Annotated in this window: 17 protein-coding genes and 1 riboswitch; of the genes, 2 read left to right on the top strand and 15 right to left on the bottom strand. The window is 60.0% G+C overall.

Features of this window, described 5'->3' with window-relative positions; translation table 11 throughout:
- Window positions 1-88: 88 nt before the first annotated feature.
- Entirely contained in the window at window positions 89-1,093 is a 1,005-nt protein-coding gene (gene ltaE / locus F7R06_RS30005; RefSeq protein ID WP_090324572.1) for a low-specificity L-threonine aldolase, read from the bottom strand.
- 196 nt (window positions 1,094-1,289) lie between these two features.
- Window positions 1,290-1,460, top strand: a riboswitch (FMN riboswitch).
- Window positions 1,461-1,575: 115 nt separating this feature from the next.
- Here ltaE and F7R06_RS30000 point away from each other — a divergent pair.
- A complete protein-coding gene (locus F7R06_RS30000) occupies window positions 1,576-2,085 on the top strand; it encodes a 6,7-dimethyl-8-ribityllumazine synthase (protein WP_090324574.1) in 510 nt (169 codons plus the stop codon).
- A gap of 127 nt (window positions 2,086-2,212) precedes the next feature.
- Here the strand turns inward: F7R06_RS30000 and astE are convergent, their stop codons facing one another.
- The 7 genes from astE to F7R06_RS29965 all read right to left on the bottom strand — a co-directional run bounded on the left by astE (window position 2,213) and on the right by F7R06_RS29965 (window position 10,087).
- Window positions 2,213-3,223, bottom strand: a complete 1,011-nt coding sequence (astE, locus tag F7R06_RS29995) for a succinylglutamate desuccinylase (RefSeq protein WP_090324575.1) — start codon at window positions 3,221-3,223, stop codon at window positions 2,213-2,215.
- A 12-nt stretch (window positions 3,224-3,235) separates the two neighbouring features.
- Window positions 3,236-3,523 carry a topoisomerase II gene (locus tag F7R06_RS29990; RefSeq protein WP_090324577.1) on the bottom strand — a complete coding sequence of 96 codons (288 nt, stop codon included), beginning with the start codon at window positions 3,521-3,523 and terminating at the stop codon, window positions 3,236-3,238.
- Window positions 3,524-3,582: 59 nt separating this feature from the next.
- Complete coding sequence (gene astB / locus F7R06_RS29985) at window positions 3,583-4,929, bottom strand: N-succinylarginine dihydrolase (protein ID WP_090324579.1); 1,347 nt, start codon at window positions 4,927-4,929, stop codon at window positions 3,583-3,585.
- A gap of 160 nt (window positions 4,930-5,089) precedes the next feature.
- Window positions 5,090-6,556, bottom strand: a complete 1,467-nt coding sequence (gene astD, locus F7R06_RS29980) for a succinylglutamate-semialdehyde dehydrogenase (protein ID WP_162842394.1) — start codon at window positions 6,554-6,556, stop codon at window positions 5,090-5,092.
- Window positions 6,553-7,578, bottom strand: coding sequence for an arginine N-succinyltransferase (gene astA, locus F7R06_RS29975; protein WP_090324582.1), 1,026 nt, complete (start codon window positions 7,576-7,578; stop codon window positions 6,553-6,555). The genes astD and astA overlap by 4 nt, the downstream gene beginning before the upstream one ends.
- 73 nt (window positions 7,579-7,651) lie before the next feature.
- The gene (gene aruF, locus F7R06_RS29970; RefSeq protein WP_025112905.1) at window positions 7,652-8,671 is read right to left on the bottom strand and encodes an arginine/ornithine succinyltransferase subunit alpha; all 1,020 of its coding nucleotides are present in this window, start codon (window positions 8,669-8,671) and stop codon (window positions 7,652-7,654) included.
- 195 nt (window positions 8,672-8,866) lie between these two features.
- Complete coding sequence (locus F7R06_RS29965; RefSeq protein WP_090324584.1) at window positions 8,867-10,087, bottom strand: aspartate aminotransferase family protein; 1,221 nt, start codon at window positions 10,085-10,087, stop codon at window positions 8,867-8,869.
- A gap of 312 nt (window positions 10,088-10,399) precedes the next feature.
- On the opposite strand from F7R06_RS29965, the gene F7R06_RS29960 reads away from it, so the two are divergent.
- Window positions 10,400-15,424 carry a leucine-rich repeat domain-containing protein gene (locus F7R06_RS29960; protein WP_090324585.1) on the top strand — a complete coding sequence of 1,675 codons (5,025 nt, stop codon included), beginning with the start codon at window positions 10,400-10,402 and terminating at the stop codon, window positions 15,422-15,424.
- A gap of 16 nt (window positions 15,425-15,440) precedes the next feature.
- On the opposite strand, the gene argR is transcribed toward F7R06_RS29960, so the two are convergent.
- The 7 genes from argR to F7R06_RS29925 form a co-directional block, all read right to left on the bottom strand.
- Window positions 15,441-16,421, bottom strand: coding sequence for a transcriptional regulator ArgR (gene argR / locus F7R06_RS29955; RefSeq protein WP_047532376.1), 981 nt, complete (start codon window positions 16,419-16,421; stop codon window positions 15,441-15,443).
- A gap of 246 nt (window positions 16,422-16,667) precedes the next feature.
- The gene (locus F7R06_RS29950) at window positions 16,668-17,432 is read right to left on the bottom strand and encodes an ABC transporter ATP-binding protein (protein WP_090324587.1); all 765 of its coding nucleotides are present in this window, start codon (window positions 17,430-17,432) and stop codon (window positions 16,668-16,670) included.
- A gap of 27 nt (window positions 17,433-17,459) precedes the next feature.
- Window positions 17,460-18,572 (bottom strand): M14 family metallopeptidase, encoded by a 1,113-nt coding sequence (locus F7R06_RS29945; RefSeq protein ID WP_090324588.1) that lies wholly within the window; start codon window positions 18,570-18,572, stop codon window positions 17,460-17,462.
- A gap of 1 nt (window position 18,573) precedes the next feature.
- Window positions 18,574-19,272 carry an ABC transporter permease gene (locus F7R06_RS29940; protein ID WP_090324590.1) on the bottom strand — a complete coding sequence of 233 codons (699 nt, stop codon included), beginning with the start codon at window positions 19,270-19,272 and terminating at the stop codon, window positions 18,574-18,576.
- Window positions 19,269-19,958, bottom strand: coding sequence for an ABC transporter permease (locus tag F7R06_RS29935; protein ID WP_047532379.1), 690 nt, complete (start codon window positions 19,956-19,958; stop codon window positions 19,269-19,271). Before F7R06_RS29935 ends, F7R06_RS29940 begins: the two co-directional genes overlap by 4 nt.
- Before the next feature lie 92 nt (window positions 19,959-20,050).
- On the bottom strand, window positions 20,051-20,827 hold the full coding sequence (locus tag F7R06_RS29930) for an ABC transporter substrate-binding protein (protein ID WP_047532380.1): 777 nt from the start codon (window positions 20,825-20,827) through the stop codon (window positions 20,051-20,053).
- 685 nt (window positions 20,828-21,512) lie between these two features.
- Window positions 21,513-22,486, bottom strand: a 974-nt coding sequence (locus tag F7R06_RS29925; protein WP_151149721.1) for an AMP-binding enzyme, incomplete at its 5' end; no start/stop codon positions are given.

Genomic DNA, 22,486 nt, shown 5'->3' with positions numbered 1-22,486 from the left:
GACGGCAAAGGGCCGCATTATATCGGCCCTGCGCGCGGGGTACAGCGTGTTTATACGATAGAAACAGTCAATTGGAGCGCTAACGCTATCACTTGCGCGAAAAGTCGACGAATGTCGCGACGACCTGCTCGATTTGCGCCGCACTGACATCCATGTGCGTGACCATTCGCAGACGCGCAGCCGCGCTCAACTTGATCCCGCGCGCGTCAGCGAACGCCTTGATCGCTTCGGCCTTGTCGCCCATCTGCACGTAGACCATGTTGGTCTGCACCGGCTCGACCTCAAAACCTGCCCCGCGCAGGCCCTCGGCCAGTAATTGCGCATGGGCGTGGTCATCAGCCAGCCGCTGAACATTGTTATCCAGTGCGTACAGGCCTGCCGCCGCCAGAATCCCGGCCTGCCGCATGCCGCCGCCGACCATCTTGCGCAGGCGCCGAGCCTTGCCTATCAACTCGACCGAGCCGCACAACGCCGAACCCACCGGTGCGCCCAGACCTTTGGACAGGCATACCGAGACGGAGTCGAAATGCTGGGTGATTTCCCGGGCGTCGACCCCGAGCTTGACCGCTGCGTTGTACAGCCGCGCGCCGTCCAGATGCAGTTGCAGCCCGTGCTCACGGGTAAAACGGCGCGCCCTTGCCAGATATTCCAGCGGCAAGACCTTGCCCTGCATGGTGTTCTCCAGCGCCAGCAGCCGGGTCCGGGCAAAGTGAAAATCATCCGGTTTGATGGCAGCAGCGACCTGCGCCAGGTCCAGCGAACCATCGGCCTGCACTTCCAGTGGCTGCGGCTGGATCGAACCGAGCACTGCCGCGCCGCCACCTTCGTACTTATAAGTGTGCGCCTGCTGACCGACGATGTACTCGTCACCGCGCTCGCAGTGGGCCATCAGTCCCAGCAAATTACTCATCGTGCCGGTCGGTACGAACAGCGCCGCGGCAAAACCCAGACGCCGGGCTAATTCGGCTTCCAACCGATTGACCGTCGGATCCTCACCATAGACGTCATCACCGGTGGCCGCTGTGGCCATCGCGTCGAGCATGCCGGCGGTGGGTTGGGTGACAGTGTCGCTGCGAAGATCAATAACACTCATGAATCTGGCCTCGGTAATCAGGGGAATTCCCTTTCAGAAGAGAATTACTGCGGTCATGCCGATGAATAATCAACCCTCAAGGAAGGAAAAGACGGCTTAATCCAGTGAATAATTCGATGAGATTCATCAGAAAGCATCGATGCGTGCGTAGGAAATATGTGTTAAAAACGCTGCGCCGCCAAACAATCTGGCGGCAAAACGTTCTCAGGGCGGGGTGCAACTCCCCACCGGCGGTAATTGCGCGCAACGTGCATAGCCCGCGAGCGCTTGGTGACAGTACGGCTTCGGCGGTGACTGGCGGCAAGGTCAGCAGACCCGGTGTGATCCCGGGGCCGACGGTCATAGTCCGGATGAAGAGAGAACGGGATTGGCGCCGCCTAGGCTCTATACCAAAGCGCCGTCCGCAGGCACTTGTGCCTGCGTACCCTTAAATCCCATTCGATTCATAACGCCCTGTTTTTCACACAAACAGGAGTCAGAACATGCAACCCACCGCAATCGACAGCAAAAGCAAAAACCATCACGGCGAACGCGTTGCGTTCATCCAGGCCTGCTGGCACAAGGACATTGTTGATCAGAGCCGTAAAGGCTTCGTCAGCGAAATGATTGCTCAGGGTTATCAGGAATCCGACATCGACTTCTTCGAAGTCGGCGGCGCCTTTGAAATGCCCCTGCACGCCAAGCTGCTGGCCAAGACCGGCCGTTATGCCGGCATCGTAGCGGCAGCCCTTGTGGTGGACGGCGGTATCTACCGTCACGAATTCGTCGCCCAGTCAGTGGTCAGCGGCCTGATGCAGGTTCAGCTGGAAACCGAAGTGCCGGTGTTCTCGGTGTCCCTGACCCCCCACCACTTCCATGCCGGTGAAGAACACCACAAGTTCTTCTTCGAGCATTTCGTGCATAAAGGCCAGGAAGCGGCGAAGACTTGCGCGGATACGCTGCTGAAGATCCGCAGCCTGCGCCGCACTGAACCACGTGCGGTAGCAGTCTAAACACCGCAAAAACCTGTAGAGCGAGCTTGCTCGCGATGGTCTGCAACGATAACGCTGCGTATCTGATACCCCCGCGGCGTTCTCAAGTCCATCGCGAGCAAGCTCGCTCCTACAGGGGGTTATCCGGTCAGGCCAGATTTTCGTCCGTGGTCGGCACGATCAGAATGCCGGCACGCAGGCCATTCTTCACTTTGGGGTTCGGGAAGATGATCCGGGCGCCCTCTTCCTCGATGATCCAGCGGGTCTGGGCGATGTCTTCGGCCAGCAGATAACCTACATCCAGCTCCGAAAAATTCTCGATGTCGGCCGGCAGGTTCAGGCGGAAGTTGTCGCTGTGCTTGATGATTTCCCGCGCGACGCTGAACAGTTTCAAGCCATCCAGCGCCACTTCATTCAGCGCCGGCTCGGAGCCTTCGATGATCTGTTTGAGGCGTGTTTCCAGCCGGGACACGTTCACCCCGTCGTTCTGCCCGAATGGCCGCGCCTTGCCCAACTCCAGCGTGAAGGACTCGGCACCGAGTTTGTCGTAGGTGTAGGAACTGAAAACGATGGACGGCTTGTTCTGCAGCAGCACCGCTTCCATGCCGGCGGCACGCAGACGGGCCAGCTCCTGGCGTGAATGCTGACGACCTTCCTTCCACGGATACAGCGCGAACTGCTCGATTTTCGAGCCGCGAATGGCGGTATGCAGGTCATAGTGCAGGCGGTCGCGGTCCGGCAGGCTGAAGAAACTCGCCGCCAGGCGCTCCAGCTCACAAGCGCGTAAAGCTTCGGAGCCGCTGCTTTGTTCGTGACGGCCGTTGAACAGCCGATTGACGTCCTGCTCGACGAAACGTTCGCCTTTGCGAATCGCTTCGGGGTTGCCAAACAGGAACAGAATACGAGCACGCGGTTTCAGATCACCGCGAGCGATGTCATGCAACAGACGATCAAGCAGTTCGATCGGCGCTGTTTCATTACCGTGGATACCCGCCGACAGCAGCAGGTCCAGACCATTGTCGCGAGCTTCAGGCGGCCGGACTTCCAGCGCGCCCTCGCTCAACCAGCGCATGCGCACGCCTTCGACAGTCAGTTGAGTCTTCTCCGCCGGTTCGCGGCCGGCGAGGGTCAGTTCAAGCAGTTTGCCGAGGGCGAGCATAGAGCGGTTTCCTTAGTGATCGTGATTGCAATCCGGACCATGGACGTGATCGTCGTCACCGAGCTCAGCCGGTTCCATTTCCAGTTGCAGACTTACCAGATTAGTCGCCAATGGGCGCAGCAGCAGGTTGGCGTATTCGGCGTCACCTTCTTCGACGTCCACGCCAATCAGCAATTGACCACGACCATCGTGCTGGATCCACAGCTCTTTGCCTTGCCACATGACCGCGACGCGGGTGCAGGAGGTTTCCAGTTGCGTGCCATCAGTGTCTTCAAGGATCAGCTGCAGTTTGTCGCTCATGTAATTACGCTCTCATTGGAGATGAAGCGGCGCGCTGTCGTGCCCGAGCGCGCCGTCGATCAATTGATCTGGAATGGATAAACCGAGCCCAGTTTAAGGATTTGTGTCAGTTCATCCAGTGCCGTCCGGCACTCAAGCAGCAATTGCGGGTCCGCCAGATCGTTTTCGGTCATGCGGTCGCGGTAGTGCTTGTCGACCCATTCGGTTAGCGTGCCATACAACGGTGCCGTCATGATAACCCCTGGATTGACCGCCGCCAGTTCGGTTTCGTTGAGAGCGACGCGCAAACGCAGGCAAGCCGGGCCACCACCGTTCTGCATGCTCTGCTTGAGATCGAAGACTTTCACTTCGCGGATCAGGCCGCCGGAGCTGGTCAAACCCTGCAGGTATTGCCAGACACGCTCATTGCCACGGCACTCTTCCGGCACGATCAACAGCATGGAACCGTCCGGACGGGACAGCAGCTGGCTATTGAACAGGTAGGAGCGAACGGCGTCTTCTACGGTTACAGCGGAACGCGGCACGCAGATCGACTGAAATTGGCCACCGACCTTGGCGAGCTTGCCCTGCAATTCGGCTAGCATCTGCTCGGTCTCGAGGAACGCGTCCTCGTGATAGAACAGCACCTCGCCATTACCTACGGCAATCACGTCATTGTGGAATACACCCTGGTCGATCACCGACGGATTCTGCTGGGCGTAGACCACGCCGTCATCGCTCAAACCGTGCAAACGGGCAACGGCTTGCGATGCTTCGAGGGTCTGGCGCGCCGGGTACTTTTGCGGTGCCGGGTAGCGGGTGTCGAACGCGCTACGACCGAAGACGAAGAATTCAACGCCGGCTTCGCCGTACTCACGGCAGAAACGAGTGTGGTTGGCTGCGCCTTCATCACCGAACTGCGCCACGGCCGGCAGGGCCGCGTGGTGCGCGAAGTGCTTCTGGTCGGCGAACATCGCACCCAGTACGCGACTGGTAGTCGGGTGTTCGATGCTGCGGTGGTATTTGCAATTCAGGTTGGCGGCGGTGAAGTGCACGCGGCCATCGGCAGTGTCCGCACTAGGGCTGACGGTAGCGGCGTTGGCCACCCACATGCTCGAAGCCGAGCAACTGGCAACCAGCAGAGGCATGGCGTCTTTGGCGGCGCGCTCGATGACTTGAGCGTCGGTGCCACTGAAACCCAGGCGACGCAGTGCCGCTACGTCCGGGCGCTCTTGGGGTGCCAGCACGCCCTGCTGAAAGCCCATTTCCATCAGCGCTTTCATTTTTGCCAGGCCTTGCAGCGCAGCTTCCTTCGGGTTCGAAGACTGCTGGCTATTGCTCTGGGACGCCACGTTGCCGTAGGACAGGCCACCGTAGTTATGGGTCGGCCCCACTAGACCGTCAAAATTGACTTCATAGGATTTCATCAGCGAGGCTCCACGAGAATCTGTTTTTTATAGGCATCAATAACAAAGCATTGGCGGCCGCTTCGCGACCGATCGCTGGCAAGCCAACTCCCACAGAAATCACATGCATCCTGTAGGAGCCGGCTTGCCGGCGATGAGGCCCGAAGGGCCTCTTGGCGCACTAAAGCTGGACACCCGGCGTCAAGGCCGAAGGCAATACCAGGCTCGGGGTTTCCAGCGAGGCCACCGGGTACGCGCAGTAATCCGCAGCGTAGTAGGCGCTGGCCCGATGGTTGCCCGAGGCGCCTACACCACCGAATGGCGCGCTGCTGGCAGCACCGGTCAACTGCTTGTTCCAGTTGACGATACCGGCACGGCTCTCCAGCCAGAATTGCTGGTAACGCGCTTCGGAATCCGACAGCAGGCCCGCAGCCAGACCGTAGGCAGTGTCGTTAGCCTCAGCAATCGCCGATTCAAAATCAGCGTAGCGGATCACTTGCAGCAGCGGCCCGAACAACTCTTCGTCCGGACGATCCGCCACGGCGGTCACATCCAGAATGCCGGGGGTCAACAAAGCGGATTGCGCCTGAGGCTGAGTCATCTCCAGCAACGACACCGCGCCGTTAGCCAGCAAATGCGCCTGGGCGTCCATCAGTGCTTTGGCAGCGCCGAGGGAAATCACCGAGCCCATGAACGGTGCAGGTTGCTGATCGAAGGCCCCGACGGAAAGAGCCGAGCTGACCGCCACCAGACGCGCCAGCAGGGTGTCGCCCCAAGCGCCTTGCGGCACCAGCAGACGGCGCGCGCAGGTGCAACGTTGACCGGCAGAAATGAATGCCGACTGGATGATGGTGTACACAGCGGCATCGAGATCGGCGACCTGATCGACCACCAGCGGGTTGTTGCCACCCATTTCCAGCGCGAGGATCTTGTCCGGACGACCGGCGAACTGCTGGTGCAGATGATTGCCAGTACGGCTGGAACCGGTGAAGAACAGACCGTCGATGCCAGGGTTCGCCGCCAGGGCGATACCGGTTTCGCGAGCGCCTTGCAGCAGGTTCAACACACCGGCTGGCAAACCGGCTTCAATCCAGCACTTGACCGTCAACTCGGCCACTTTCGGCGTCAGCTCGCTCGGCTTGAACAGCACCGTGTTACCGGCCAGCAGCGCCGGCACGATGTGGCCGTTGGGCAGGTGACCAGGGAAGTTGTAGGGACCGAACACGGCCACCACGCCATGTGGCTTGTGACGCAGAACAGCGGTGGCGTCGCCCAGCGGGCCGCTCTTCTCGCCGGTACGTTCGCGGTAACTCTGCACCGAGATCGCAATTTTGTTGACCATGCTGGTGACTTCGGTCGCCGCTTCCCACAGGGGTTTGCCGGTTTCCTCACCGATGGTGCGGGCCAGTTCGTCAGCGTTGTGCTTCAACGTCGCGGCAAAAGCCTCCAGCACCGAAATACGTTCTTCCAGGGTCCGACGGGCCCAGCCCGGAAACGCCTGGCGTGCGGCTTGTACGGCCGATTCAACTTGAGCGGCGGTGGCGCCTTCGCCGGACCAGATCACCTGTTGGGTCACCGGGTTCAGCGACTCAAAGGCTTCGCCCTGACCGGCCAGCCATTCACCTGCAATGTAAAGCGACTTCATTATTTCGACTCCCGAGCAGCGGACAACGGAACGGCGCGCACTTGATCGCCGGCGTTGAGTTGAAGACGTTTGGCGGTCAGCGGATCGACCACCAGCGTACCGGCGGCGAAGCGTGCGGGTGCGGCAGTGATCCGGCAGTCTTCGCGCTTGCGGTTGTGAATAATGAATGGCGTGGCGTCATCACCCGGCGTGCCGATGGCCAGCACCAGGGCCTGGCTGTCGCGCACCGCGCGGATCTTGCCGGTTTCGCACTCGATGGCCGGGCCGGCGTCGAAGATGTCGACGTAGCCTTGATAGCTGAAACCTTCGCTCTTGAGCATCGCCAGGGCCGGCTCGGTGTCCGGATGAACCTGACCGATCACGTTGCGCGCCTCTGGAGAGAGGAAGCAGGTGTACAACGGGAATTTCGGCATCAGCTCGGCGATGAACGCCTTGTTGCCAACGCCGGTCAGGTAATCGGCCTGGCTGAATTCCATTTTGAAGAAGTGCCGGCCCAGGCTTTCCCAGAATGGCGAACGCCCCGCTTCATCGGACACACCGCGCATCTCGGCGATGATCTTGTTGCCGAACAGGTGCGGGAATTCGGCAATGAACAGCATCCGCGCCTTGGACAGCATGCGGCCGTTGAGGCCACTGCGGTAGTCGGCGTGCAGGAACAGCGAGCACAGTTCCGAGTTACCGGTCAGGTCGTTGGCCAGGAACAGCGTCGGGATTTCGCGATAGATTTTCAGCTCCTGCGAGGCGCTGACCGTCAGCCCCACGCGGAAGTTGTACCAAGGCTCACGCAGGCCTACGGCACCGGCGATGGCGGAAATGCCCACCACGCGACCGTCGTCGTCTTCGAGTACGAACAGGTAGTCCGCATCGCCCCGCCCGGCTTCGCCGCGGAAAGTCTTCTCGGCCCAGCCGACCCGATGGGCCAGACGCTCTTCGTTGGCTGGCAAGGTAGTCAGGCCGGTGCCGGTGCTGCGGGCCAGGTCGATCAGAGCGGGTAAATCGCTGCTGCGTACGGGACGAACGATCATGCTATCTCCTCAATCGGGTCGCTTGCGCCACCCGCGAAACTCGCTGCTTTCTAAGCATTCTTTGAAGCAGGCGTTAAACCGCCACCAGGCGCACGCTCGCACCTTCACCGACGCCCAGGGCTTCGGCAGCTTCCAGATCCAGGGTGACGGGTTTGCCCGGTGCGTAATCAAGCTCGAGCAATACCGCGCGGTAATCCTGCAACTGGGCGTTGGCCACCAGGTATTGACGACCGGCGCCTTTGACCGGCTCACCGATTTTCACCGGTACCACACGGCTCTGGGCAATCGAACGAATCCCCGAGACACGGGCGTGCAAGGTCGGACCGCCGTCGAAAATGTCGATGTAGTGATCGGTCTCAAAGCCTTCGCGCATCAGGATGTCGAACGTGATCTGCGCCCGGGGGTGAACCTGCCCCATCGCTTCCTGGGCGGAATCCGGCAGCAACGGCACGTAAATCGGGTAATGCGGCATCAGCTCGGCGAGGAACGTCCGGCTCTTCAGACCGCACAAACGCTCGGCTTCGGCGTAGTTGAGGTCGAAGAAGTTGCGACCAATGGCGTCCCAGAACGGTGAATCGCCATTTTCATCGCTGTAACCGACGATCTCGGTCACCACGGAATCGGCAAAGCGCTCCGGATGGCTGGCCACGAACAACAGGCGACCACGGGAGTTGAGTTCCGCCCAAGGCGAACCCACCAACTCGCGCTGTACGTAGAAACTGGTCAGCAAGCTGTTGCCGGTCAGGTCGTGGCACTGCGAAAGCACGTGGATCTTGTTATGAATCTTCAGCTCGCGGGAAGCGTGCACGAAGGTTTCATTACGGAAACTGTAGAACGGCTCGGAATAGCCAGCCGACGCGACGATTGCCGAGCAACCGACCAGTTTGCCGGTCGCGGTGTCTTCGAGGACGAAGAAATAGCTCTCTTCACCGTTGAAGCTGACTTCAGCGGCGAATGAGGCTTCGCTTGCCGCGATCTTGTCGCTCAAGCGTTCAACGTCATCCGGCAGGGAAGTGACACCAATCGGGCTGTCCGCAGCCAGACGCTGTACCTCGCCCAGATCAGCCATTTGCGCGGGGCGCATCACCAGCATGGTGTCACTCCTTATTTAAACACTCTTTGAGGAAAATAAGCCGGCCCCTTGTAGGAGCGAGCCTGCTCACGATGGTGGATCAGCAACAATGATGTCGACTAACACACCATCGTGAGCAGGCTCGCTCCGACAGGAAAGCGGGTCCGGCATCAGAATTGGGTTCGACGCCTGAATGGTCAGGCGTCGAAAGGTCTATCAGGCTTGTGTCAGCTTAGCTGCGGCGCGTTCGAAGCGGTCCAGGCCGGCATCGATATCGGCGTCTTCAACCACCAGGCTCGGTGCGAAGCGAATCACGTCCGGACCGGCTTGCAGAATCATCAGGCCTTCTTTTTCAGCGGCGTTGAAGATGTCCTTGGCCTTGCCTTTCCAGGCATCGCTCAGGACGCAACCGATCAGCAGGCCCAGGCCACGCACCTGAGTGAACAGGCCGTACTTCTCGCCGATTTGTTCCAGGCGGGCCTTGAACTTGTCGTGCTTGGCCTTGACGCCATTCAGCACTTCAGGGGTGTTGATCACGTCGATCACGGCTTCCGCGACTGCGCACGCCAGCGGGTTGCCGCCGTAAGTGGTGCCGTGGGTGCCGACGACCAGGTGTTTGGCCAGGTCTTCGGTGGTCAACATCGCCGCGATCGGGAAACCGCCGCCCAGGCTCTTGGCGCTGGTCAGGATGTCCGGCGTCACGCCGTAGTGTTGATAGGCGAACAGCTTGCCGCTGCGGCCCATGCCGGTTTGCACTTCGTCGAACACCAGCAGCGCATTGTGCTCGGTGCACAGCTCGCGGGCGCCTTGCAGGTAGGCCAGTTCGGCCGGCAGTACGCCGCCCTCACCCTGGATCGGCTCAAGCACCACGGCACAGGTCTTGTCGGAAACGGCGGCTTTCAAAGCAGCCAGATCGTTGTAAGGGACGTGAGTAATGCCGGTGATTTTAGGGCCGAAACCGTCGGAGTACTTCGACTGGCCACCCACGTTCACGGTGAACAGGGTCCGACCGTGGAAGCTGTTCAGCGCGGCAATGATTTCGTATTTTTCGCTGCCAAAGCGATCGAACGCGACGCGACGGGCCAGCTTGAAAGCGGCCTCGTTGGCTTCAGCACCGGAGTTGCAGAAGAACACACGTTCGGCAAAAGTGGCATCGATCAGCTTATGGGCCAGGCGCAAGGCCGGCTCATTGGTGAACACGTTGGACACATGCCACAGCTTGTTGGCTTGCTCGGTCAACGCACCGACCAGCGCCGGATGCGCATGGCCCAATACGTTTACCGCAATCCCGCCGGCGAAGTCGATCAACTCGCGGCCGGACTGGTCCCATACGCGGGAACCGGCGCCACGCACTGGAATGAAAGCGGCAGGCGCGTAGTTGGGAACCATTACCTGGTCGAAATCGGCGCGTTGTACCGCAGCGTGCTCAACGGACATCGGAGTCTCCTGAAGACGAACACTCGCCTGAAACTGGCGAGCGATGGGGGGATTGTAAGGACAGTTTTCAGCCCGGCCTTGCCGCCAAGCGACAACTTCTTATAGCGCAAACCCCGGATTTTCCCGGGTTTACGGCAATGCGACATATAGGGTCGCAAAGGCGCAGTTTAACTGGCGGCGAGCGTTTGCGGCAGGCTTGCTCCGCTGTAACCGATGCCGATTGGTCGAGTGAGGTAAATATGTACCGCACGACATCCGCCCTCGCGCGGTTTCCTAAGGGCCTTATCAAACTTCGACGGCCCACCGCCCCCCATGACGACCCAACCTGCCTCCCTGGCGACCGATGCTCTCCGGCCGGACGCCCACTATCAGCATCTGATCAACGTCATCCCGTCCTGGCTGCGCCAGGCAACGCCCCAGCGGCGTGAGGCACTGAGCAATATAAGCCCGGGCATGCCGGCCAACCTCAAGGACGCCCCGCCCCATCAGCAGGCGGAACTGCGCAAACTCATCGCCCAGCATGCGACCAGCCAGAATCGGGTCGATCGGATGATGGCGAATCTGCAAAGCCCCGCCGACTTCGCCGAGCCGCTGCTACAAGCCGCGCTCAAGCGCGATTTCGGTCTGGAGCTGGACGTTCGCCACACCTGCCTGCATCTTTATATCCCCACCCACCTTCCCTGGCTGCGATTGAAGTCAGGGGCCGCGCGCATCTGGTCGGTATCGCTGCTCGATGCTGCGCTGCACAACTTCGAAAGCGCCGAAACCAAAACTGACGCCTTCGAGCCCGCCTCGACTTACATCACGCCCCCCTCCGCCGACGGGCGATTCGATACCTTGCCGCAGATGACGGAAAAAATGCCCATCACGGCTTTCACCCGCCTGTGCCGGGAGCTGGATATTGGCCAGCGTTATAAAGAGTATCTGGAGGACAACCTGGGCATCAGCAACCCAGTGGCGGCGGCACTGCTGCAACCGAAAATCCAGGACAGCCAGAAAACCGCTCTGATCGCCGCCCTGCATATGGCGCAGATGCAAAAACTGCTGGGCAGTGATGCCCATCGGCTGATTCTTGGCCTGCTGGACGATCTGCCTTATCTGCGCTTGCGTGGCCAGCCATGGGGCTGCCACGAGCTGACCATCATGAACGCGCGTCTGACCGGCGTTCTGTTATTTGCCCCGGACCTTGAGAGCGCACGCGAAGTGGCCAGGGTCGTGGCCTACATCCCTGATGACCCCGAACATCCCGTCAAGGAATACCCCTCGTCCGCCGCTTTTGCCGAGGAACTGAGCACGCGCCTGCGCGCGCCCACCTATCAACAGTTCTTCAGTCGCTTCATCGACCATGAGGATCGCGGCCACTTCTTCGCCCAATTGAACAGTCAACTGGCGCCCATCACCTGGCAACCCGTTGCGCCGGGTGATCCGCGCCCGACCTGGCGCGAGCAACCCGACCAGCGGGCCGATCTGCGTATCGCCTCAATGCCGATCAAGGGCGACCTGTGGACTCACCAGTACCAGTCGAAGCTCAACAAGATTCTCAACGATGCGCGGGTCATCGCGGTCTCCACGGCAACGGTCGACCAGAGAGCCCGTTGGGCACTTTGGGATTCCTTCACCGAAATCGCTTCAGCACTGTTGAACATCGCTGCCTTCATTGCCCTGCCGTTTGTGCCTTTGCTTGGCGAGTTGATGCTCGGTTACATGGCGTACCAGTTGCTCGACGAAACCTTCGAATGCGTCGTCGACTGGGCCGAGGGTCAGGGTCGCGAAGCATTCGGGCATTTGATGGGCGTCGTTGAATCCGCCGTACAGATGGGCACGTTTGCGGCGGGCGGAATGATTGCCGCAGGAGAACTGCGCGCGGCGCTGCCCGGGAAAACCGTGCAGTTCTTCGACCGCTTCAACTCGGTGAAACGACCGAACGGCGAACCCCGCTACTGGCAACCCGACCTCACCGCCTACGAGCATCCCGCCGTGCTGCCCGACGAATCAAAACCGGACGCGCTCGGGCTGCACCGCCATCAGGACAAAACCCTGTTATCCCTGGAGAACAAACGCTACGCCGTCAGCGAGAATCCACTGACGGGCGAGCATCGTATCGACCATCCGACTCGCCCCGAAGCCTACAAACCCGCGCTCAAACACAACAGGGCCGGCGCCTGGCAAACCGAGGTCGACCAACCCCTGAGCTGGGACAAGGCCACCTTGCTTCGCCGTATCGGGCCAGACATGCAACGCTTTTCCGAGCGCGAATGCGAAGGCATGCTTTCCATAAGCGGCACTCACGAAAATGTCCTGCGCCAGATGCACATGAACGCCGCACAGGTACCGCCACTCCTGGCGGACACCCTCAAACGCTTCAAGATCGACCAGGATATTCAAACCTTTATCGAGCAAATCGGCAGTGACCGGCCTGAGGTGTATCTGAAGGCCGACCCCGTCACCCAGCTCGAATTACTCAACGCCAACGGCTACTGGCCGAAAACCAAAGGGCTGCAACTGACGGATGGCGAGGCGCACATACTTTGGCAAAGTCCAGCACCGAATGTGCCGCGGGTGCCAATCGATGTCGCGAAACTCAAGGACGGCGATCTGCTAAAAACTTTCCTGCTTGCCCTGTCGAACGAAGAAGCAAGAACCTTGATGGGCGAAGAATTCGGCCTGCCCTCCCCCCGCCTCGAAAGTCGTACGCGCAGCCTGCGCCAGAAACTGGCCCAACTCGCCCAACGCAAGCGACAGAGCCTGTTCGAACAGCGCTACCGCACACTCGAGCATGGCGCTCACTCCATGGCACAAATGCTCATTGATGCCGAACCCGGATTGCCGACCACCATCGCAGAAGCCATTGCCGCAACGGCCAACGACCTGGAGCTGCAACAACTCAAGGGCGGAAAGGTTTCCCCCAGACTGACGGAGCTGAGCCAGGAGGCCAGGTTGCAAGTGCCTGTGACACGCGCCTACGAAGGGCTTGAGTTGCCGTCGACCGAGGACAACATCGACACCGATTGTCTGGCCCTGCACTCTCTGGAAAACCTGCCAGGCTGGACCGGCCATCTGCGTCTGGAAATTCGCCACTACAGCCCTGACGGGCGCCTCATTGACAGCCTTGGCAGCGCCGACGCCAGCGTGCGCAAAATACTGGTGCTCGGCGAAGACGGCACCTATCAGCCATTCGATCAGGACGGAGAAGAACTCAGCGGTTCGACCACATTCTTTAACAGCCTGCTACAGGCGTTGCCCGACAGCGAGCGCATGGCGCTGAACGTCCGGATTGGCGACGAGGCACGGCTCAAACAGTTGATCCGCCAACACACCCTGAGCCGCGAGGCGCTGCGCACACGGCTGGCTCAACAATCCAATCTCAAACCTGCCTATGATCCGAAGGTCATGCGGCTGTTGGGCGGCGGTGATGGTTATCGGCACATACCCACCCGTACGCCAACGCTGCAAACCCGTGTCCAGTCCCTGTTCCCGCAACTGTCGGCCGAGGAACTCGATGCCTTTGTCGAGCGCCTGCAACAACACCCGACAGGGCCACGGGCAGAACTGAATCGACTCATGGTTGAACATTCGCGGCTCTACGACACCCTGTCTCCCTGGTGCAACGATGTTCCGCCGTTCCTGCCTGAAACCCAAACCAGGCTTACGCCTGAACAGCTCACCACCCAGATGCAAGCTCGAAGGCATTTCATGATTGATCTGCTGGAGTGCTGGCGGCGTCAATGGGTACCCACGCAGAACGGATTCGCAACGACCGACTTCAATTTCTATCAACCGATCATTGGCGAGCTGCCAGCGCTGACCGCCGACTTCAGTCGTGTTCAGACGCTGACCATGGATGGCTGTGGCGCCACGCGGGGTACGCAGGCGTTTCTGCGCAGTTTTAGCGGGTTGCGCGCCCTGAAATTGCGTTATTTCAACCTGGGTCGACTTCCCGATGTGCTCGCGCAGCTACAACTGGAGGAACTGATTCTCAGCGATTGCGCGATCAGCCTCAGCCCCGAGGCCCAGGCCACGCTCGCCGGACAGGATCAATTGACCACACTGGATATGTACAACAATCCGCTGGGCCTGGTGCCGGACGTCGGCAGCATGCCCAACCTGAACTACATAGACCTCTCACACACCGGCCTCCCCGAGCTGCCCAGGGACTTGCTGACTCGCCCGCGTCTGCGTACTGCACTGCTAAATGACAACCGGATCGAAGAATTGCCCACAGCTCTTTTCTCACTTCCACCCGACAGTCAGGAAGGATTCGACCTGGGCAATAACCCACTGTCGTCCGCATCCCGCGAACGCCTCAAGCAACACTACCTGGCGACAGGCCAGGACTTTGGCATCTTTGCCGAGGCGGCGGACCTGCGACGTGCGCAAGCGCTTTATCCGATGATGGACCAGGAAGAAGCGAGCAAATTCGTGTATTCGCTGCCTGGAACACTGGACGAGGGGCGGGCCGAACTGAGTCGCCTGGAAGCCGAACTTGCCACTCTGGAAACTGAACTGGCTGCCTGGACCGCCGACATTCCCGCTCTCCACCCCGTCACCCAACAACCTTTCAACGCGCAGCAACTGCTGAACGAGCATTGGGCCCGTGATGAATTCAAACAGCTCGTGCTGCGATGCTGGCGTCGGGAGATCGTGACCGATGACATGAGCGACTTGCTGCAGCCCAGCTACGACTTGAGCCTGGACACCCACATTAACGGTGATTTGCCGGCACTGAGTGCAGACTTCAGCCATGTCACGATGGTTTATCTCAATAGCGAAAGCGGCATGACCATGGGCGTCAGCCCGTTCCTGGAAAGCTTCCCGAAACTCAAGACCCTCAGCATCCGCGACTTTCACCTGGACAATATCCCGGATGCGATTTTCCGCATGGGCGAACTGACCTCATTGAACCTTCCCGACTGCAACATTACCCTGACGGCGCAGAGCGTTCTGAACCTGTCCGAGATGACTCAACTGGACTTCCTGGACTTGAGCAACAATCCATTGGGACTCGCACCGGATGTCACTCAGATGACCGAGCTGGCCAGCCTGCAACTGGACAATTGCGGGCTCACCGAACTGCCTGCCGGCCTGCTGCAACTCAAGAGCCTGGACACTGCCGATCTGAGCGGTAACCAGATCACCCGGATCCCCACCGATATCCTCGAGTTGCCGATGGAGGCAGCCGAAACCATCAACCTGCGCAACAATCCGTTCAACGAAGCCAGCTTGAACATCCTGATTGAATATTTCAGGTTGACCAACGTCGACTTCGGGGTCGAGGAAGTGATCGAGCGGGCTGAGCTGGAGGCGTCGTCTTCCGGAGAATCAGACCCGGACGAGTAACCCAGTCAGGCGCGGATCAACCGCGCTCCGACGGCACCGAGGACAACTCGAACGGGCTGCTGCTGCGCCGCTGGTTGCGATCTTCCCGCGGCGTGGCGCCGAAGAAGTTGCGGTAGGCGCTGGAGAAATGCGGCCCCGAGGAAAAGCCGCAGGACAGGCCGATCTGGATGATCGACTTGCTGGTTTGCATCAACATCTGCCGAGCCTTGTTCAAGCGCAGTTCCAAGTAATACTGACTCGGTACACGGTTGAGGTATTGCTTGAAAATCCGCTCCAACTGCCGACGGGACACGCACACGTGCTGGGCGATTTCGTCGGTGGTCAGTGGCTCTTCGATGTTGGCTTCCATCAGCAACACCGCCTGGGTGAGCTTTGGATGACTGGAGCCCAGACGGTTCTGCAACGGAATGCGTTGGCGTTCGCCACCCTCACGGATACGTTCGACCACCAGCTCTTCGGAGACCGCACCGGCCAGCTCGGCGCCGTGATCGCGGGCCAGCACCGCCAGCAGCAAATCAAGTACCGACAGGCCACCGCACGCGGTCAGGCGATCACGATCCCAGTCGAACAGATGGCTGGTAGCGATGACTTTCGGGAAGCGTTCAGCGAAATCGTCCTGCCAGCGCCAATGCACGGCCGCGCGATAGCCATCGAGCAAACCAAGTTGCGCCAACGGATAGACACCCGCCGACAGACCGCCGATCACACAGCCGGCACGCACCAATTGCTTCAGCGCACTGCTGAGCGCCGGGGCAAGGCTGGTCGGTGGCTCATCTGCCAGCAGGAACAGTTTCTGAAAGTTTTCGAGCTTGCCGGTCCACGCCTCGCCAGGCAATTGCCAGGCACCTTCGGCCGGCGGTTCGGCCTGCAGGAACGACAGTTCGTAAACCACCTCCGGATGCACACGCTGAGCAACACGCAAGGCCTCCTCAGCCAGCGCAAGCGTCAGTGCTTTAGTGCTGGGCCAAACAAGGAAACCAATTCGATGGGCAGTCATGGCGGGCAATCCGAAGCGAAAAACAATGATGAAGGCATGGGCCAATGCTAGCCCGTAAATGAACGCAAATCTCGAAACCAACAGCGATCAACCGTAGGCGCTGGCTTGCCAGCGATGGCGGCGTGTCAGTGTCAGAGATGTAAGCTGACCCACCGCCTTCGCTGGCAAGCCAGCTCCCACAGGGATCGGGGATCGATCTCTAGGTTGCGAAGCATGCACTATCCCTGTGCACAACGGCAGCCCTGATTACTTCAGGCTGCCCGACAAGAATTGCTGCAGACGTTCGGATTGCGGATTCACCAGCACTTCGCGCGGGTTGCCGCTTTCTTCAACGACACCTTTATGCAGGAACACCAACTGATTCGACACTTCACGGGCAAAGCCCATTTCGTGGGTCACCACCACCATGGTCCGGCCTTCCTGAGCCAGGGCCTGCATCACTTTCAGCACGTCGCCGACCAGCTCCGGGTCGAGGGCCGAGGTCGGTTCGTCGAACAGCATCACTTCCGGTTCCATCGCCAACGCACGGGCAATCGCCACACGCTGCTGTTCGCCACCGGACATATGACCCGGGTAAGCATCCTTACGGTGACCCACACCCACCTTGTTCAGGTAGTGCTCGGCCTTTTCACGCGCTTCGGCCTTGGACACGCCCAGCACATGCACCGGCGCTTCCATGATGTTTTCCAGCGCGGTCATGTGCGACCACAGGTTGAAATGCTGGAACACCATCGACAGGCGCGAACGCATGCGTTGCAGCTGTTTTGGATCGGCAGCCTTGAGTGCGCCGTCCTTGTTCGCCACCAGTTTCAGTTCTTCGTTGTTGAGCAAGATCTTGCCCGCGTGCGGCTGCTCCAGCAGGTTGATGCAACGCAGGAAGGTACTTTTGCCGGAGCCACTGGAGCCGATGATGCTGATCACATCACCCGCTGCCGCTTTCAGGGACACGCCCTTGAGCACTTCGTGACTGCCATAGCGTTTATGCAGGTCTTGGACTTCAAGTTTGTACATGCGGTCGGTTCTCACAAAAGCAGTCAGTCAGTCGTTGAGCAAGCGCCCGTGACGCAGCGCTTCGCGCCCCGCCACCTTGGCCAGCCAGAAACCGGGTTGGGCGTAACGCAGCCGTTCAATGGCAAACAGCACCCCGGACGTACCAGCACACACCGTGCTGACCCGATCCGCCAGCGGATCGATCACTTCAAAAATCTCGTCTCCGGCTTCCACCCATTCACCGGGCTTGCGCAGGAAACTCACCACACCAGGGTGCGGCGCAAACAACAATTCAGTGCCTTCGAAGGGCATGCCTTCGCATGCGTCCTGCGCAGGTGCAGGCCATTCACCGCTGATCAATCCCTGCTCGGCGAGGAATGCCAGAATGCCTTCGGCGTGAGCCTCGGACTCGGCGCGACCGGTGTCAGCCTGACCACCCAGTTCAAGGGTGGTCGCCAGGCACGCCAGCGGAATCTGCGCATCCGGGAACAGGCGCGACAAGCGCAACCACGGCAGCGAGCAGGCTTCATCAAAGGAACTGCCGCCGGAATCCTCCGCCAGCAGGCCGACTCGCACATTCAGGTGCGCGGCCAACGAACGCCAATGCGGCCAATGCTGCGGCAAGGCATACATATGCAGCGCGGCTTCGGCGTCGCAATGCAGGTCCAGCACCACATCGGCGGTGCAGGCATGGCTGAGCAAAATGCGCTGCATGCCCTGCAACTGGCTGCTGGCCGGTGGCAATGCGGCGAGCGCATCGCTCATGGCCTGGCGAATCAAACGGATGTTGGCGTGCGGGTCATCACCCAGATGCCCGGCGACTTCGGCAGCCACTGGCGCACTGAGCTCGACGAAATCGCGGTTGAAGTTCTTGCCGCTGCCCGCCTCGAAACGCCCTTGGTGATTGCCTTGCAGCAGTTGACCGAGGCCCAGTGGATTGGCCACCGGCACCAGTTCGATCACGCCGTTCAACAAGCCTTGGGCTTCCAGTTCGGCCAGGCGCTTTTTCAGTGCCCAGGCCGTGCGCATACCCGGCAGTTCATCGGCGTGCAGGCTGGCCTGGATGTAGGCCTTGCGCTCACCGGCGCCGAAGCGGAACACCGAAATCTGGCGTTCGCTGCCCAGGTGGCTCCACGGCAATGAATGATCAATGCGTTCCATATCAGTGCTTCCGCGGGGCCAGGTAGCCCAGCCAGCGGCGCTCGGCCAGTTTGAACACCTTCACCAGGATGAAGGTCAGGCACAGGTAGAACACACCAGCGGTGATGTACGCCTCGAACGGCAAGTAGAACTGGGCGTTGACCGTGCGCGCGGCACCGGTGATGTCGATCAGGGTCACGATGGACGCCAGACTGGTGGTCTGCAGCATCATGATCACTTCGTTGCTGTACTGCGGCAGCGCCCGGCGCAGGGCCGATGGCAGCAGGATGCGCTTGTACATCTTGAAGCGCGACATGCCCATGGCCTTGGCGGCTTCGATCTCACCGTTCGGCGTTGCGCGCAGGCTGCCAGCAATGATTTCGGCGGTGTACGCACTGGTGTTGATGGCGAACGCCAGGCACGCACAGAACGTCGCGCTCGACAGCCACGGCCAGAGGAAGCTTTCCCGTACGACTTCAAATTGCGCCAGACCGTAGTAGATCAGGAACAGCTGCACCAGCATCGGCGTGCCGCGGATCACGTAGGTGTAGAGCCAGGCCGTCATGTTGACGACAGGGTTCTTCGAAACACGCATCAGGCCCAGCGGCAATGCACACAGCAAGCCGAAGAACAGTGACAGTGCGAGCAGTTTGAGGGTGGTCACCAGGCCGCCGAAGTACAGCGGCAAGGCCTCCCAAATGACGTTGTAGTCGAAGATCATAGATCAGCCGCCCTTACGCCTACCGAGTAGCGCTTCTCAAGGTGACGCAATGCCAGCAACGAGACACTGGTGATCACCAGATACATCGCCGCCACTGCGAGGAAGAAGGTGAAAGGCTCGCGGGTGGCGTCTGCCGCCTGCTTGGCCTTGAACATCATGTCTTGCAGGCCCACCACCGAAATCAGCGCGGTTGCCTTGGTCAGTACCAGCCAGTTGTTGGTGAAGCCCGGAATCGCCAGACGAATCATCTGCGGCACCAGCACGCGGAAGAACACCTGGAAACTGCTCATGCCATACGCCATGCCGGCTTCGGCCTGACCTTTGGGAATCGCCATGAACGCGCCACGGAAGGTCTCCGACAAGTACGCACCGAAGATGAAGCCCAGGGTGCCGATACCGGCGGCCAGCGGGTTCAGGTCGATGTACTCGTCAAAGCCGAGCAGTGGTGCGACGCGGTTCAGCAGGTCCTGACCACCGTAGAAAATCAGCAGGATCAGCACCAGATCGGGAATACCGCGGATCACGGTGGAATACAGATCGCCCAGCCAGGCCAGCCAGCGCACCGGCGAAAGGCGCAATGCCACACCGATCAAGCCAAGGACAATGGCCAGGGCCATGGACGACAAGGCGAGCTGAAGCGTCAGCCAAGCGCCATCGAGGATGACAGCCCCGTAGCCTTTCAACATGATTCAGGTCCTCGAAAGTTGGGATGAAAAAATGGCGCAAACCTCAGAGATCCTGTTGCTTGCGCCATTTCGGACTTTTCGTTGCGACGTACTTACTTGCCGTAAATGTCGAAATCGAAGTACTTGTCCTGGATTTGCTTGTACTTGCCGTTCTCACGAATGGCAGCGATGGCGGCGTTGAGCTTGTCCAGCTCAGCCTTGTCACCCTTGCGAACCGCGATACCTACGCCGTCACCGAAGTATTTGACGTCGGTGAAAGCCGGACCCACGAACGCGAAGCCTTTACCGGCGTCGGTCTTCAGGAAACCGTCATTCAACAGGGTAGCGTCTGCGACGGTGCCGTCGAGGCGGCCGGCGGCCACGTCGAGGTAAATTTCGTTCTGCGAACCGTAAGGCTTGATCTCGGCACCCAGCGGGGCCAGGACTTCGCGGGCGAAACGCTCGTGGATCGAACCACGTTGCACGCCGATGTTCTTGCCCTTGAGCTCGGTCAGGCCTTCGCTGACCTGAGTGCCTTCCTTCATGACCAGGCGGGCCGGGGTGTTGTAGTACTTGTTGGTGAAGTCCACGGACTTCTTGCGATCTTCAGTGATCGACATGGACGACAGGATCGCGTCGATCTTGCGCACTTTGAGCGCCGGGATCAGACCGTCGAACTCTTGCTCGACCCATACACACTTGACCTTCATCTCTTCGCACAAAGCGTTGCCGATGTCGTAGTCGAAACCAACGATGCTGCCGTCCGGAGCCTTGGAAGCGAACGGAGGGTAAGCCGCTTCGATACCAATTTTCAGAGGCTTTTCATCGGCGAAGGTTGGCAGGGACAGCACGGACAGTGCCAGGGCGCCAAGCAGCACGAGTTTCTTCATCTTGGGACTCCATCGGTAAAGGGCTAAAACGGCAGAGTGAGCGACAGCCCAATATGCGAATGAGTGGAACCGGAAAGTTTTGCTGCGTCCTACATTGCAGGTGCGAAATTTCAACACGGGCAACGACGAGCGAGTGATCGGCATTCTAACGACAGGCCCGAAGCCGATATTTCTTCAATGCGACAACTAGTTACAGAAGCACTGAGAAAGCCGGTTGAGCACGTTGACAGCCCTGCAAAATCATGCAAGAGCAAAAGACAGTGAACCGATCTACATTGCAAATTGCGGGCCTATTATTGGCAAACCCTTCTAATCCGGCAAGCGCAGCGTTGATTCTTATTTTTCAGTGGCGCCTTGAAGACCCTGATGCAGGGTCGGACGTTTCCCTATGCCCCGTATCGGCGCAGGCGGTTACACATTTGGTAACTTGAAGGATCAGGGGTAACAGTGGGAAACAGCCTACAGAGGAAACCGATAATTATTGGCTGTTGCATCAGGGGCGACTGACAGGCCTCCTTCGCGAGCAAGGAGCAATGAGCACCTGCAATTTACGCCACACGACAGAACCCTGTGGGAGCGGGCTTGCCCGCGAAGAGGCCCGCACAGCCACCACACAATCACCAGACATTAAAAAACCCCACCAGGCTCAACACCTGGCGGGGCTTTGGATGACGCCGAACGCTACTTACGCAACATTCATGGTCCTGTGCGTATCAATCAAATGCTGCACCACGCTCGGATCGGCCAGGGTGGAGATATCACCCAACCCCTCGTATTCGCCGGTCGCAATCTTGCGCAGGATGCGGCGCATGATCTTGCCCGAACGGGTTTTCGGCAAGCCCGGCGCCCACTGAATCACATCCGGCGAGGCAATCGGACCGATCTCTTTACGCACCCAGTTCTTCAGCTCCAGACGCAACTGCTCACTCGGCTCCTCGCCGTTTTTCAGGGTGACATAGACATAAATCCCCTGCCCCTTGATGTCATGCGGCACACCAACCACCGCCGCCTCGGCGACTTTCGGGTGGGCGACCATGGCACTTTCGATCTCGGCGGTGCCCATGCGGTGGCCGGAGACGTTGAGCACGTCGTCCACGCGACCGGTGATCCAGTAGTAGCCGTCGGCATCGCGACGGGCACCGTCACCGGTGAAGTACATGCCACGGAAGGTCTTGAAGTAGGTGTCGACGAAGCGGTCGTGATCGCCGTACAGCGTGCGTGCCTGGCCTGGCCACGAATCGAGGATCACCAGGTTGCCCTCGGCCTCGCCTTCGATGATGTTGCCCAGGTTGTCCACCAACGCCGGCACCACGCCGAAGAACGGACGGGCCGCCGAACCCGGCTTGAGGGCGTGGGCGCCCGGCAGCGGGCTCATCATGTTGCCGCCGGTTTCGGTCTGCCACCAGGTGTCGACGATCGGGCAGCGCGACTTGCCGACGTTCTTGTAGTACCAGTCCCAGGCTTCCGGGTTGATCGGCTCGCCGACCGAACCGAGCAGGCGCAGACTGCTGCCGTCGGCGCCTTCAACGGCGGCGGTGCCCGAGGCCATCATGGCGCGAATGGCGGTCGGGGCGGTGTAGAGGATGTTGACCTTGTGCTTGTCGACGATCTTCGCCACCCGGGTGATGTCCGGGTAGTTCGGCACGCCTTCGAACAGCA

Source organism: Pseudomonas moorei, assembly GCF_008801475.1.
GTDB lineage: Bacteria > Pseudomonadota > Gammaproteobacteria > Pseudomonadales > Pseudomonadaceae > Aquipseudomonas > Aquipseudomonas moorei.
This window is presented reverse-complemented; position numbering and strand designations above follow the sequence as displayed.